Source organism: Streptomyces sp. NPDC031121, from assembly GCF_055570615.1.
In genome coordinates this window covers 130,021-144,309 of the sequence record NZ_JBVIGV010000014.1, presented here as the reverse complement: position 1 = coordinate 144,309, position 14,289 = coordinate 130,021, and the positions used below count along the sequence as shown (strand labels likewise).

The window sequence follows — 14,289 nt, the reverse complement described above, 5'->3', positions numbered from 1 at the left end:
GCGGGTCAGGAGGCGGTCGTCCCCTCCCCGGCCTGGGCGCGGCCCACGAGCTCGAAGGCGGTCGCGCCGTCCAGGGACTCGCGGATGATGTCGGCGTGGCCCGCGTGGCGGGCGAACTCCTCCACCAGGTGGAGCAGCAGCCACCGCATCGACACCCGGGTGTCCTTGGGGAACCAGGGCACGTCCGGCAGGGGGAAGGTGTCGTCGAGGCTCGGCAGCCCGCGGACGAACTTCTCCAGCTCCGCGGTGACGCCGTCCCAGAAGTCGAGGATCTCGGGGACGGTCTCGTCGCCGACGAGGCGGAAGCTGTCGCCCCAGTTCTCCGAGCTGTACTGGCGCTCGTTGGGCTGCTGCTGCGCCAGGCGCAGCCAGTTCAGCTCGACCTCGGCGCTGTGCTTGACCAGACCGGACAGGGAGAGCCCGCTCGCGCTCGGCCGGCTCGCCGCCTGCTCCTCGGTCAGGCCGAGCAGCGCGCGGCGCAGTCCTCCGCGCTGGGCCTCCACGTAGGACAGGAGCGCGCCGCGCTCGTCGCCGTGAGCCTCTGCGGTAACGAAAGTGGGCATGGACCTACCGCCTTCTGTGCCGTGAACCGTCCTGCTGACACCTCCACGGTAGGGTCCGACGCGGTCAGACGGTGTCCTAATTCGGGCCTCAGGAGCCGTTGTCCGGGCGGATCGCGGGGAGTTCCGTCATCGGCTTGGGCAGGAGGGCCTTGGAGAGGTCCTGGGCGCCCTTCTCGTCGAGCCCGTACATCGCCTCGTAGATCTTGCGGACGGCCGGTCCGGAGGCGCCGGAGCCGGTGCCGCCCTGGGAGATCGTCATCACGATCGCGTAGTCCTCGGTGTACGAGGCGAACCAGGAGGTGGTCTGCTTGCCCTGCACCTCGGCGGTGCCGGTCTTGGCGTGCATCGGGATCTGCTTCTGCGGCCAGCCGCCGAAGCGCCAGGCCGCGCTGCCGGAGGTGACGACCGACTCCAGGGCGGCGTCTATGTCGTTGCGCAGCTTGGCGTCCATGGGGAGCTTGCCGCGCTCCTTGGGGGCGATCTCCTTGACGGAGGTGCCGTCCGCGCTGACGACGGCCTTGCCGATGCTGGGCTGGTGCAGCGTGCCGCCGTTGGCGAGGGCCGCGTACACGGAGGCCATCTGCAGGGGGGTGACGAGGGTGTCGCCCTGGCCGATGGAGTAGTTGATCGCGTCGCCCTCGCGCAGCTGGTTGCCCTGGCGGCAGTTCTCGTAGGCGATCCGCTCGGCGAAGGTGCCGTCCTTCTTGCCGTCGCGGCACCAGGCGGCCTTGTTGGCCTCGAAGAAGTCCTTCTTCCACTGCCGGTCGGGGACGCGGCCGCCGACCTCGTTGGGCAGGTCGACGCCGGTCGGCTTGCCCAGGCCGAACTGGTGCGCCGTCTTCAGGAACCAGTCGGCGGGCTCCTTCTTCGGGTTGATGCCGCCGTCCCTCTTCCACTCCTTGTCGGCGAGGTAGTAGTAGACGGTGTCGCAGGAGACCTCCAGGGCGCGGCCGATGGTGATGTCGCCGTAGCCCTGGGACTCGAAGTTGGTGAAGGTCTGCCGGCCGACCGAGTAGGAGCTGGGGCAGGGGTAGCGGGCGTTGAAGGGGTAGCCGGCGTTGACCGCGGCGGTCGAGGTGACGACCTTGAAGATGGAGCCGGGCGCGGCCACGCTCTGGATCGCCCTGTTCAGGAGCGGGTAGTTGGACTCCTTGTCGGTGAGGGACTCGTAGTCCTTCGCGGAGATGCCGCCGACCCAGGCGTTCGGGTCGTAGGTGGGGTTGGACGCCATGGCGACGATCCGGCCCGTCTTGGCCTCCATGACGACGACGGCACCGGAGTCGGCCTCGTAGTTGCGGCGCGTGTTCCGGTCGTAGCCCTTGCGGGCCTCGACCATCGCGTTGTGCAGCTCGCGCTCGGCGACCGCCTGCACGCGGGCGTCGATGGAGGTGACGATGTTCGCGCCGGGGGTGGGCTTGTCCGCCTTGGCCAGGCCGATGACCCGGCCGAGGTTGTCGACCTCGTAGCGGGTGATGCCCGCCTTGCCGCGCAGCTCCTTGTCGTAGGTGCGCTCCAGGCCGGAGCGGCCGACCTGGTCGGAGCGCAGGTAGGGGGAGTCGGTCTTCTTCGCCTTGGTGATCTCGGCGTCGGTGACCGGCGAGAGGTAGCCGAGGACCTGGGAGGTGTTGGCGCCCTCGGGGCCGGCGTAGCGGCGTACGGCGGTCGGCTCGGCCGTGATGCCGGGGAAGCGCTCGGCGTGCTCCCTTATCTCCAGCACCTGCTCGGTGGTCGCCTCGTCGGTGATCGGGATCGGCTGGTACGGAGAACCGTTCCAGCACGGCTTGGGGGTCTTCGCGTCGCACAGCCGGACGCTGTTGACGACGTCGTCCGGGTTCAGGCCGAGGACGCCCGCGAGGCGGGTGAGGACCTCCCTGCCCTTGTCCTTGGTCTTGCTCAGCTCGGTGCGGCTGGCGGAGACCACCATGCGGGTCTCGTTGTCGGCGAGGGGGACGCCGCGGGCGTCGAGGATCGAGCCGCGCACGGCGGGCTGGACGACCTGCTGGACGTGGTTGTTCTTCGCCTCGTCCGTGTACTCCTCTCCGTTGCGGATCTGGAGGTACCACAGGCGGCCGCCGAGCGTGAGCAGCAGCGAGAAGACGACCACCTGGATGACCACCAGGCGGTTCTGGACCCGGGGCGTCCGCCCCGTCTCCGGAATGTTGCTCAACTGATGACTCCCCCGAAACGCTGCCCGCCGCCGACTCCGCCGAGTCTAGAGCGGACGGGGGTCAGAGGGGGAAGGTGCTCCTGCCGTGCTGGACGGAGATCCACTTCTGGGTGGTGAAGGCCTCTACGGTCGACTCGCCGTTCAGCCGGCCCAGGCCGGAGGCCTTCTCCCCGCCGAACGCGGCCAGCGGCTCGTCGCCGATGGTCGAGTCGTTGACGTGGATCATGCCGGTCTCGACCCGCTCGGCGAAGCGGATGCCGCGCTCGATGTCGCGGGTGTGGACGGCGCCGCTCAGGCCGTACGGGGTGGCGTTCGCCATGCGGACGGCCTCCTCCTCGCCGTCGAAGACCATCAGCAGGGCGACCGGGCCGAAGATCTCCTGCGTGAGCAGCGGGGAGTCCTCGGGGATGCCGGTCAGCACGGTCGGCTCGACGAGGTTGCCGCGCGTGGCGCCGCGTACGAGGGCGCGGGCGCCGGAGGCGACGGCGCGGTCGACGAGCGCGGTGAGGGCCTCGGCCTGGAAGGAGTTGATCAGCGGGCCGATGTGGGTGTCGGCCTCGCGGGGGTCGCCGGTGCGCAGGGCGCGCACACGGGCCGTGAACTTCTCCGCGAACTCGTCGGCGATGCGGGTGTCGACCAGGATCCGGTTGGCGGCCATGCAGACCTGGCCCTGGTAGACGAAGCGGCTGAAGACGGCCGCCTCGACGGCGTAGTCGACGTCGGCGTCGTCGAGGACGACGAGGGCGCTGTTGCCGCTGAGCTCCAGGACGGTGCGCTTGAAGTGGCGGGCGGCGACGGCGCCCACGTGCCGTCCGACGCGGTCGGAGCCGGCGAAGGAGATCACCTTCGGGACGGGGTGGGTCAGGAGGGCGTCGCCGATCTCGGCGATGTCCGTGACGAGGACGCTCAGCAGCCCCGCCGGCAGGCCCGCCTCCTCGAAGATCCGGGCGATGACGCCGCCGCCCACCACGGGCGCGTTCTGGTTGGGCTTGACGACGACGGCGTTGCCGAGGGCGAGGGCGGGGGCGGCCGACTTCAGGGTGACGAGGAAGGGGAAGTTGAAGGGGCTGATCACGGTGACGACGCCGACGGGAAGGCGCTGGACGCGGCTCTCCTTGCCCGGGACGGGCGAGGTGAGGATCCGGCCCTCGGGGCGGACGGCGAGCTGCATCGCCTCGCGGATGAACTCCTTGGCGAGGTGGATCTCGTACTCGGCCTTGGGACGGGTCCCGCCGAGCTCGTCGATCATCGCCTCGACGATCTCCTTCTCGCGCTCCTCCGTGATCCGCAGGGCCCGCTCCAGGACGGCGCGTCTCGCGTAGGGGCTGGTGGCGGCCCATTCGCGCTGCGCGCGCTCGGCTGCCCGGTAGGCCTGGTCCACCTGCTCGACGGTGGCCACGGTGATGGCGGCGAGCTTCTCCCCGTTGTACGGGTTGACGTCGATGATGTCCCACGAGCCGTTGCCGGCCAGCCAGGTGCCGTCGATGTACTGGTGAGCCAGGTCCTCGAATATGGACATGCCATCCCTTACTGCGAGCGCGCACCCGGGCGCTGCACCCGAGACCGTTCGGTCATGCACTGATCAGACGTCATAGTACGTGCGGATCAAGACAGTTGGAGGAGACCGCGGAGAAGATCCCGGGTCTGGTCGGGGTCCGGGCAGTCGGCCTGAAGCCGCTCCATCGCCCGCTCGTACTGCGCCACTTCCTCGTCCTTGTCCAGGTAGAGGGCGCTGGTGAGCTGTTCCAGGTAGACGATGTCCTGGAGGTCCGACTCGGGGAACCGCAGCAGGGTGAAGGCCCCGCTCTCGCCGGAGTGCCCGCCGAAGGAGAACGGCATCACCTGGAGCTGAACGTTCGGCCGCTGCGAGACCTCGATCAGGTGCTCCAACTGGCCCCGCATGACGTCCCGGCCGCCGTACGGGCGGCGCAGCGCGGCCTCGTCGAGCACGGCGTGGAAGACCGGGGCGTTCTCGGAGACGAGCACCTTCTGCCGCTCCAGGCGCAGCGCGACGCGGCGCTCGACCTCGGCCTTGCCGGCGCCGGGCATGCCGCGGCTGACGACGGCGTGCGCGTAGGCCTCCGTCTGGAGCAGGCCGTGGACGAACTGCACCTCGTAGATGCGGATGAGGGACGCCGCGCCCTCCAGGCCGATGTACGTCTGGAACCAGCCGGGCAGCACGTCGCCGTAGCTGTGCCACCAGCCCGCCGCGTTGGCCTCGCGGACGAGGCCCAGGAGGGACTCGCGCTCGGTGCCGTCCGTGACCCCGTAGAGCGTGAGGAGGTCTTCCACGTCCCTTGCCTTGAAGCTCACCCTTCCCAACTCCAAGCGGCTGATCTTCGATTCGGATGCGCGGATCGAGTAGCCGGCCGCCTCACGGGTGATGCCGCGGGATTCTCGGAGTCGCCTGAGCTGTGAGCCCAGGAGGATGCGGCGCACCACGGAACCGCCTGCTTCTGCGGTCACTAGTCCTGCCCTCCCCATCGCCATGGATACGCGTGGTCTGCGCGTGTGTGCTGCATCGCTGGGCCCCCGTGTCCCCAGGGCTCGCAGTCTGCCACCAAAACGCATCGGCCCGTACTCGTTCTGTAACGGAATCCGGGCTGCCGTAAAAGAAGTCCGTAAGTGTACGTAGGAAGAAATGAGCAAGAACCATCACGGGTGGGGACAGGTCCGGCGCGTGCACGTGCATCTGCCCTTGCATCCGGCTTCGCCATTCGGAACGATGGTGCCGCGCACCTGCGTGCTCTTCGCGCCGGCGCCGGACCGACCCACCCCGCAGTTCTTTCTGGACGCAAGCCGCCGCCACGTCCGCGAATCCCGGGAGTGCCTCGCATGGGGACGAATGGATCGACCATGCTCGAGCCGTTACGGCAGGGCCTGCCCCCGGTCGACCCCACGGCTGTGTCCGGGTCTGCCTCCTGCTCCCTCCCGGCCCGCTTCGAGGCGGTGGGCGGGGCCCGGTCGTTCACCCGCTCGACGCTGGCCCAGTGGGGCCTCGACGAGCGCTTCGACGACGTGGCCCTGGTCGTCTCCGAGCTCGTCACCAACGCGCTGCGCCACGCCCTTCCCGGGGATCCGCGGCCGTCCGGGGCCGGGTGCGGCGAGCCGGAGGCCGCCGTCCGGCTGCACCTGATGCGGTGGAGCTCCCGGCTGGTGTGCGCGGTGCGCGACCCCAGCGAGGACCGGCCGGGCGGCGCGTTCGAACCGGAGCACACGGAGGAGAACTGCGACCTGGAGTCGGGGCGCGGACTGTTCCTCGTGGACGCCTACAGCGACAGCTGGGGCTGGCACCCGCTCGCGGGCCGGCTCACCGGCAAGGTCGTGTGGGCGCTGTTCATGCTCCACGAGTAGGCGGCGGCTGGGCACGAGGGCGCAACCACCGGCCGGGATCGATCATGGATCGATTCCGGCCGGTGCACGTGCACGGCTGGATCTGCGGCACCGTTCCGAAGTCTTCCGAGCCCGCCCTCAGTGGATCAGGTGGTCGAACTCGCCGTCCTTGACGCCCAGGAGCAGCGCCTCGATCTCGGCCGGCGTGTAGACGAGAGCCGGTCCGTCCGGGAACCGCGAATTGCGCACGGCGACGGCGCCGCCCGGCAGTTTCGCGAACTCCACGCAGGAGCCCTGCGAGTTGCTGTGCTTGCTCTTCTGCCAGGTCACCCCGTCGAGTTCTGCAGCTGCCATCCCGTTGTACGCGTGGTCCACAGGAAGCCCCCGATAGTGCAGATGTCAACTCCACCGGATCATAGCTGTGTTCACGAGTAGCTGCATGGGCAGATGCACGTGCACGCGGAGGGTGGTGCGCCGGTCACGGTGAGGGGCAACGGAAGCAGACGCTCCGCTGGGCGCGGGGCGTCAGGCGGCTACCGCGGCAGCGGACGCCGCGACCCGTCCCGCCCCATGCTGGCCCGGTCGGCGGCGGCGGTCCCGTCGTTCCAGCCCGCGAGGTCGGTCGCCCCGCGAAGCCGGGTCGTCGTGGTCTTCGGGAACATCTCGTCGGCGCGGGCCGTGACGGCGACGTCGCGGGCCACCAGCGCCGGCAGGTTGTCCGGGGCCTCCCCGGCGGTGTGCTCCGCCGTCTCGGCCAGCCGCTGGCCGAGCCGGCTCGCGTAGGCCAGCAGGAACGACTGCCGGAACGTCTTCGTACGCTTGCGGCCGCCGGCCCGCTGCCCGGCCTCGGCCCGCGTCATGGCGGCCGTCCCCTGCACGAGCAGCGAGGTGTACAGCAGCTCCACCGCCTCCAGGTCGCTCTCGAAGCCGACCACCGTCGAGAACCCGAAGCCGCTGTTCCACACCGCCCGGCACCGGTTGGCCCCGGCGACCGCGTCCAGCAGCACCGCCTTCGCCTCCTCGTACGGCGGCTCCACCCCGATCCGGCAGGCCGACGGCGCCTGCGCGGGCGCCTTGCCGCTCGCGGCGAGCAGGGCCTCGTCCACCGTGTGCCGGGCCATCAGCTCCTGCGCCTTCGCGCTGAGCGCCTCCGCCTCCTCCGGATAGGAGGTGGCCTCGGCCTTGGCGAGGAGGGCCCGGATACGGCCGAGCATGCGCGGCTCGATGTGCACGTGCGCAAGGGCATCGGCAGCAGGATCCCCCGGCACAGGCCCCACCGGCTCGACCGACGGAAGCCGAATCAGCAGCCGGAACACCTCCAGCACGGCCGTGGCCAGCGAGAACCGGTCCGCCCTCTCCCTCAGCGCGAGCTGCTCCCCGTACCGCGCGTCGTCGTCGCCCCACCACACCTCGGCGTCGGTCCACCGCTCGGGCAGCCGCGCGTAGCTGCGCGCCTCGGCGGCGACCAGGTCGGCGGTGATCCGCAGATGCCGGTCGGCGAGGTCCCGGCGCACGAGCCGCAGCACGTCCGCGGGCTGCCACCCCCGCTCCCAGGCCTGCCGCAGATACCCCTCACCCCGCGCGATCAGCTCCCGCGCCACCCCGCCCCACTGCTGCCCGTCGGCAGCCAGCAGCGAGGCCCCGGCATCGAGCCCCGCATCACCCTGCCCATAAAGCGCCAGCTCACAGCCCCGCTCAACAATCCCCTTCACCCCACCACCTTCCCACGACCAGCCACCACCACCGACCCGGACCGCCCCACGGCCCGGACCGCCCCACCACCACAGCCCGCCCGCCCCCGGCGCCTCCGACCCGGCCGCCAAACCAGCCCCGCCGGCGCTTGAGGCGCGGGGCCCAGGGCAGAGCCCCGAACCACCCCCGCGGCCGGCCCCCTCACGACCGCACCCCCACACCACCACCGACCCGGTTCGGCCCCACCGTCGTCTCCGACCCCGGCCGCCAAACCAGCCCCGCCGGCGCTTGAGGCGCGGGGCCCGGGGCAGAGCCCCGAACCACCCCGGGGCCGCGCCCTCACACCACCACCGACCCGGAATCGCCCCACCACCACAGCCCGCCCGCCCCGACGTCTGCGACCCCGGCCCGCAAAACCAGCCCCGCCGGCGCTTGAGGCGCGGGGCCCGGGGCAGAGCCCCGAACCACCCCCGGGGCCGCGCCCTCACACCACCGCCCGCCCCGGCCGGCCATTCCAGCCCCGCCGGCGTTTGAGGCGCAGGGCCCGGGGCGGCGCCCCCGGAAACGGCACCCCGCCCCCGCACCAGCCCGCACGGCCGGGCCGCGGCCCTGCTGTCAGCCCCCGGTGGGACACTCGCATGCATGAGCGACCCCGCACCCCGCTGGGCCCTGGCCGAAGACGCCGAAGGCCACTGGCAGGCGGCCGCCCTCACCCCCACTCCCGCACCCCGTCCCCTCCGCACCCGCGACCCCGCGGAGGCGATCCGCGCCGCCCCCGCCGGCACCCGCTGGATCTGGCAGTCGACGGCCGCCGTGTACCCCCGCCTCCTCTCCGCCGGCATCCGCATCGACCGCTGCTACGACGTGGAGGTCGCCGAGCTGCTTCTCCTCGGCCACGAGGGCCGCTCCGGCGAGCCCCGCTCGGCCGCGGCCGCGTGGGCCCGCCTCACGGGTGCGCCCGTACCGCCGGACCCTCCGGCGCGCGCGGCGGCGCCCGGCGCGCAGGACTCCCTGTTCGATCCGCTGCCCGCGCCCCTTCCCCTCGATGCGCTGATCGCCGTCTACGAGGACCAGGCCCGCCGGCACGACGCCGCCGCCCACCCGGACCGCATGCGCCTGCTGACCGCCGCCGAGTCGGCGGCGTTCCTGATCGCGGCGGAGATGCACCGCGCCGGCATGCCGTGGCGGGCGGACATCCACCGCGCCCTGCTCACGGATCTGCTGGGCGAGCGCTACGCGGGCGGCGGCGAGCCCCGCCGCCTGGCCGAGCTGGCGGACGCGGTGTCCGCGGCGTTCGGCCGCCGCGTCCGCCCGGATCTGCCGGCGGACGTCACCAAGGCGTTCGCCCGGGCGGGCATCCGCCTGACCTCCACCCGCCGCTGGGAGATCGAGGGCCTGGACCATCCGGCCGTCGCGCCGCTCCTCGCGTACAAGAAGCTGTACCGGATCTACACCGCGCACGGCTGGTCCTGGCTCCAGGACTGGGTCCGGGACGGCCGCTTCCGCCCGGAGTTCGTCCCCGGCGGCACGCTGACCGGACGCTGGGTGACCAACGGCGGCGGCGCCCTGCAGATCCCCAAGGTCATCCGCAGAGCTGTCGTCGCGGACCCCGGCTGGCGCCTGGTCGTCGCGGACGCGGACCAGCTGGAGCCGCGGGTGCTGGCCGCGATCTCCCGCGATCCGGCGTTCATGGAGGTCGCGGGCCGCGCGGAGGACCTGTACACGGCCGTCTCCCGCCAGGGCTTCTCCGGTGACCGGGAGATGGCGAAACTCGCCGTACTGGGCGCCGTGTACGGGCAGACGTCCGGCGACGGCCTGAAGAACCTGGCCGCGCTGCGCCGCCGCTTCCCGCAGGCGGTCGCGTACGTGGACGACGCGGCGCGGGCCGGCGAGGAGGGCCGCCTCGTACGGACCTGGCTGGGCCGCACCTGCCCGCCGCCCGCCCACTCCGGCTCGGCCGCCGACGACCCGTACGGCGAGGCCGGCATCCCGCAGGAACCGGGCGCCCCGCCCGCCGACGGGGCCGAAACCCACCAGACCGACGCCTGGACCCCGAGCTACGCCTCGACGAACACCCGGGCCCGCGGCCGCTTCACCCGCAACTTCGTGGTGCAGGGCAGTGCGGCGGACTGGGCGCTGCTGATGCTGGCGGCGCTGCGGCAGTCGATCGCGGCGGCGGGCATGCGGGCGGAGCTGGTGTTCTTCCAGCACGACGAGGTGATAGTGCACTGCCCGGCCGAGGAGGCGGAGGTGGTCGCGGAGGCGATCCGCGCGGCGGGCGACCGCGCCTCCCGCATCGCCTTCGGCGACATCCCGGTCCGCTTCCCGTTCACGACGGCGATCGTGGAGTGCTACGCGGACGCCAAATGAGGGGGGTCACTTCCCGGCGGCGGGCTGAGCGGGCAGCGAGAACACGTTGTCGGGCGACACGATCTTTGTGATGGCCTGCCCGAACAGCGTGCTCGGCTCCTCGCCTTCGGCGGAGATGTCGGTGTTGAGCAGCACCACCAGGGTCGCCTGCGCCTCCGGCAGGTACAGGGTCAGGGACTGGTACCCGGGCAGGGACCCGTTGTGCCCGACCCACCCGTGGTCGACGAAGATCCCGAGCCCGTAACCCGTACCGGGCAGCGCCGGATCGATCTCCAGCCGCTCCTTCTGCGTCTCCGGCTCCAGCAGCGTGCCGGTCGCGACGACGCGGGCCCACGTGCGCAGGTCGGCGAGGTCGGAGTACATCGCTCCGGCCGCCCACGCCCACGACGGGTTCCAGTCGGCGGCGTCCTCGACGTTCCCGCTGGCGGTCTGGTCGGTGTAGCCCTGCGCGTGCGGCGACGGCCACGCGGCACCGGGCGGCAGCGCGGTCCGCTTCAGCCCGGCCGGCTCGATGACCTCGTCGGCGAGGAAGTCACCCAACCCCCTGCCGCTTACCTTCTCGATGACGAGCCCGAGCAGGATCAGGTTGGTGTTGCAGTAGTCGAACTTGGCGCCCGGCTGGAAGAGCACCGGATGCCTGAACGAGTACCCGAGCAGCTCCTGCGGCGTGAACGGCCGCCGCGGATCACTGGTCAGCGCCTTGAAGAACCCTTCGTCCTCGGAGTAGTTGAAGAGCCCGCTCCGCATCCCCGCGAGCTGCCGCAACGTGATCCGATCCCCGTTGGGGACACCGGAGACGTACTTCCCGATGGGATCGTCCAACCCGACCTTCCCGTCGTCGACGAGCCGCAGCAGCCCGGTAACCGTGAAGGTCTTGGTCTCGCTCCCGATGCGCATGTACAGATCAGTGGCCATGGGCGCCCCGGTCGCCTTGTCGGCAACGCCGAAAGTACGCACGTACTCGCCCTTGCCGGGCGCGGACACGGCCACCATCACCCCGGGCACGCGGGCCTCGGCCATCACCTTCCGCACGGCGGCGTCCAACTGCCGGGCCACGGCCGGCGTCAGCTGCGTGAAGTCCCCGTCGTCCCGGGCGGGCGCGACCGCCGCGGGCGGCGCCGCCGCCTCCAGGGCGTACCCGACGCCCCCTCCGAGCGGTACGGCCACCAGCCCCGCCGCGACCGCCCCCACCGCCGCCTTGCGCCACCGTGTCACCATCCCGGCCTCCAACCCGAAGCCCGACCCCTCCCACGCTAGCCCCACCCCCCACCCCCGGCGACCGCTGCCAGACCCGCCCCGCGCCCATGCGAAAGGCCCGGATCACCATGGGTGATCCGGGCCTCTTCTGAGCCGCCTTCGGGATTCGAACCCGAGACCTAGGCCTTACGAGGGCCCGCAAGATCATCCCGGGTGGTGCCGGAAGATGCCACCGAATCCCGTTTTCGCTGATCAGAGGCTTGCGACCTTGATCAGGGTGACGGCTCGTCCGCCCTGGTGCCACCAAGTCCGCTCACGCAGCGCTCACGCAAGAAGAGCGTCCGGCGACCGCAAAGCCGCAGGTTCCCGGTCGTGCCGCAGACGACCCGGACCGCGGCATCCAGATGCCGCCCCGCCGGTCAGCACCCCATCGGATCTGATCGAGTACCTCCAGTCGACGACGCGACGCGGCACAGCCAAGCACTCGCGGCCGGCCATGCTGACCTGCCGTCAACATCCGCCGTATGGGCTACTTTTGTCAGTGGTCGCGTGTACCGTCCAGAACGACTCTGGACCACATCCACACCGCAGCCGCGCCTCCACCGGCATGGCTGGTAGAGGGGCGAGACGCGTTGAGCATCACTCAGGGGCTGTCCCAGTCGATCGAACTCAAGAAGCCACTGACTGCGCTAATCAACAGGGGCTGCGTACCGGTCGGCGGTATCTACCGTCTGGACTACGACTCAGCTGTGGTGCTGACCGATGACTTCAAGAAGGAGAAGGTCGGGGGAGTTCCGAGGGGCGGCTTCCTTCTTGCCGTCGCGGGAGACAACACAGAATCCGGTTTCATACTCGAAGATCAAGAGATCATCCTGCTTCGAGTCCGCGGCACTGCGCCGCTGCCCAACGAGTCGGAACTCATTCAATCTCGGCTGGCAGTCGTTCGCGACGCAGGCGCATCGGGGGTCGGATTCGACGATGTCACCGATGTGCTGACACGAAACGAAGTCGCGAGACTCTCGGCGTGCGGCAGTGGCGGATTACCACGAGATTGGTCGCCACGCGCTACTCGGCAGCTGGACGTTCCGGAAAGAGATCAGCCGAGGAATTGCTGATCACCACGCTTCCTCCAGCGACCGTGCCACTGGACGAACAGCTTCGCTTGCCGTAGCGGGTCAGCTCTCCCTTGTCGGTGACTCCCCGTGTTCGAGGTAGAGGGTGAGACCGTTCGTCCGGGCCTTGATTCCCGCGGCAATTCGGCGAGCCAGGCGGGGGATGGTGAGGTCCGACACCTGGACTGCGTCGTGAAAGTCGTAGCCGCGGAGCTCCTCTGCTTGCAGGGCGATCTGGCGGCGGTCTTCTGCGCTCAGGCGGCCGCCGTCGAAGAGGTAGAGGACCTTGTCTCCCTCTCCAGGGTTCGGTGCCCAGTCGACGACTAGCAGGCGGCCGATGTGTGGTGCGATGCCGAGTTCCTCCTGGACCTCGCGTACGCAGGCATGTCGAGGTGACTCCCCTTCTTCGACGTAGCCTCCTGGGATGTCGCGGTAGTCCTTGTAGGACGGTTCGACGAGGAGGACTCGATCGGATTCATCGAAGAAGAGAGCGCCGGCAGCCATGCGGGGGCGGGCCATCTTCGCTTCGTGCTCGTTCTCGCTCACGGTTCGGACTCTAGCTGCCCGCGACGACGCCCAGTCTGCGGGCCAGATCTGCCACGGGATGGGAAGGCCGGCCCCTGGTGCCACGTATCCAGCCGATGACCAATTCCCGACTCAGGTAGTGGTGGCGCACCTGCTCAGGCGCGGCCTGTTCGGCGTCCAGCAAGACGGCCAGGGCTTCGTCGGTGCGGTTCCAGGAACTCAGCGCTCTGGCGACTTCGAGGCTGTGTCGTACGCGCCGCTCCACCGGCAGGGCGGTCGTGTCGATTCGTGAGCCCAGATCTGCGGCGATCTGGATGTCGCCGAGTTCGCCGGCGGTGGCCACGCAGTGGATAGCCACGTTGGTCGGGCCGAAGGCCGTCCACATGTGATTGGCGTCGGTGCCGAGTCGTTGCGCGGCCTCGTCGGCTTCGCGGAGGAAGCTCTGCGTGGTCGCCCGGTCATCTGCCCGCGCGGCAGCCATCGCGCCGGCGAGGAACAGCGTGCCGTAGACCGAGAGGCACTCGTTATTGGCGTCGCCCAACTCCGGCTGCATGACGGCTGCCGCGTCGTTCACCAGCTGGACCGCGGCTGTGAAGCGCCCGGTGGCCAGGAGACAGTGTGTGACTGCTCGGAAGAGCGAGCCCGTAACCTCGCTGCGGCCGCTGGACTGTGCTGCTGCCAGGCCGCGGTCCGCGGCGATCCATGCCAGCTCGGGCTCTCCCAGCTTGCCCAGCACCATGGCCGCCCCGTGGTAGGCGAGAGCGAGCAGCGCCTGGGCTTCCTCTGCCTCGTGCCCCGAGTAGGCGCGGGACGCGGCGAGGGCATCGGCCAGGACAAGGGGGAGACGTCGGGTGGCAAAGCCGTACCGGGATGCCTGGTAGGCATCGAGCACATCGCGCACGTTGCCTCGAAGGTCCTGCAGGGCAGGTGGCTCATCCTCGGCTGCGAGGCTCAGTAAAGGAGTGAGCTGCTTGTAGTCCATGAGTGTTTCGCGCAGCGCAGGGACGGTCCGGCGCCCGCTGTCGGCCGACCACTCCATGAGGGTCGGCTCGGCAAGCAGGTCTCCGAGGGAGATGTCGAGCGCGTCGGCGAGTGAGGTGATCACCGAAAGGCGATCAAGCTCGATCCTGTTGTTCTCCGCCTTGCTCAGCCAGTCCGTCGTCCGGCCGACAAGGCCGGCCAGGACCTCTTGGGAGAGGCCGCGCCGACGCCGGTACCAGGCGACGCGCTCCCCGATGGTCAGGTTCTGTGTCATCCCGCGCATGTCCTGATCATCACCTCGTGGCCGAAGTGGACCCCGGAAGGAATTTCCGGGGTGCCCTGGGGTGCC

Annotated in this window: 12 protein-coding genes and 1 tRNA gene; 3 read left to right on the top strand and 10 right to left on the bottom strand. The window is 70.6% G+C overall.

Annotation, left to right across the window (positions count from 1 at the left end; translation table 11 throughout):
* Positions 1-5: 5 nt before the first annotated feature.
* The 4 genes from ACZ462_RS25575 to ACZ462_RS25560 form a co-directional block, all read right to left on the bottom strand.
* Positions 6-563, bottom strand: coding sequence for a DinB family protein (locus tag ACZ462_RS25575; RefSeq protein ID WP_467805527.1), 558 nt, complete (start codon positions 561-563; stop codon positions 6-8).
* Between the two features lie 88 nt (positions 564-651).
* Entirely contained in the window at positions 652-2,730 is a 2,079-nt protein-coding gene (gene mrdA / locus ACZ462_RS25570; protein WP_467805529.1) for a penicillin-binding protein 2, read from the bottom strand.
* A 61-nt stretch (positions 2,731-2,791) separates the two neighbouring features.
* Complete coding sequence (locus tag ACZ462_RS25565; RefSeq protein WP_467805530.1) at positions 2,792-4,249, bottom strand: aldehyde dehydrogenase family protein; 1,458 nt, start codon at positions 4,247-4,249, stop codon at positions 2,792-2,794.
* 86 nt (positions 4,250-4,335) lie between these two features.
* Entirely contained in the window at positions 4,336-5,214 is an 879-nt protein-coding gene (locus tag ACZ462_RS25560; protein ID WP_467805532.1) for a helix-turn-helix domain-containing protein, read from the bottom strand.
* A gap of 351 nt (positions 5,215-5,565) precedes the next feature.
* On the opposite strand from ACZ462_RS25560, the gene ACZ462_RS25555 reads away from it, so the two are divergent.
* A complete protein-coding gene (locus ACZ462_RS25555; protein ID WP_467805534.1) occupies positions 5,566-6,084 on the top strand; it encodes an ATP-binding protein in 519 nt (172 codons plus the stop codon).
* A gap of 117 nt (positions 6,085-6,201) precedes the next feature.
* On the opposite strand, the gene ACZ462_RS25550 is transcribed toward ACZ462_RS25555, so the two are convergent.
* Complete coding sequence (locus tag ACZ462_RS25550; RefSeq protein WP_114053532.1) at positions 6,202-6,438, bottom strand: DUF397 domain-containing protein; 237 nt, start codon at positions 6,436-6,438, stop codon at positions 6,202-6,204.
* A gap of 158 nt (positions 6,439-6,596) precedes the next feature.
* Complete coding sequence (locus ACZ462_RS25545) at positions 6,597-7,775, bottom strand: DUF2786 domain-containing protein (RefSeq protein ID WP_467805536.1); 1,179 nt, start codon at positions 7,773-7,775, stop codon at positions 6,597-6,599.
* Between the two features lie 622 nt (positions 7,776-8,397).
* Between ACZ462_RS25545 and ACZ462_RS25540 the strand changes: the two genes are divergently transcribed.
* The gene (locus ACZ462_RS25540; protein WP_467805538.1) at positions 8,398-10,125 is read left to right on the top strand and encodes a bifunctional 3'-5' exonuclease/DNA polymerase; all 1,728 of its coding nucleotides are present in this window, start codon (positions 8,398-8,400) and stop codon (positions 10,123-10,125) included.
* A gap of 6 nt (positions 10,126-10,131) precedes the next feature.
* On the opposite strand, the gene ACZ462_RS25535 is transcribed toward ACZ462_RS25540, so the two are convergent.
* Both ACZ462_RS25535 and ACZ462_RS25530 read right to left on the bottom strand, forming a co-directional pair.
* Complete coding sequence (locus ACZ462_RS25535; protein WP_467805540.1) at positions 10,132-11,343, bottom strand: serine hydrolase domain-containing protein; 1,212 nt, start codon at positions 11,341-11,343, stop codon at positions 10,132-10,134.
* Positions 11,344-11,473: 130 nt separating this feature from the next.
* A tRNA-Thr gene (locus tag ACZ462_RS25530) sits at positions 11,474-11,582 on the bottom strand.
* Between the two features lie 372 nt (positions 11,583-11,954).
* Between ACZ462_RS25530 and ACZ462_RS25525 the strand changes: the two genes are divergently transcribed.
* Entirely contained in the window at positions 11,955-12,437 is a 483-nt protein-coding gene (locus tag ACZ462_RS25525; RefSeq protein WP_467805542.1) for a hypothetical protein, read from the top strand.
* Positions 12,438-12,497: 60 nt separating this feature from the next.
* Here the strand turns inward: ACZ462_RS25525 and ACZ462_RS25520 are convergent, their stop codons facing one another.
* Positions 12,498-12,980 (bottom strand): NUDIX domain-containing protein, encoded by a 483-nt coding sequence (locus ACZ462_RS25520; protein ID WP_467805543.1) that lies wholly within the window; start codon positions 12,978-12,980, stop codon positions 12,498-12,500.
* Positions 12,981-12,990: 10 nt separating this feature from the next.
* Entirely contained in the window at positions 12,991-14,214 is a 1,224-nt protein-coding gene (locus ACZ462_RS25515; RefSeq protein WP_467805676.1) for a helix-turn-helix domain-containing protein, read from the bottom strand.
* Between the last annotated feature and the right edge of the window lie 75 nt (positions 14,215-14,289).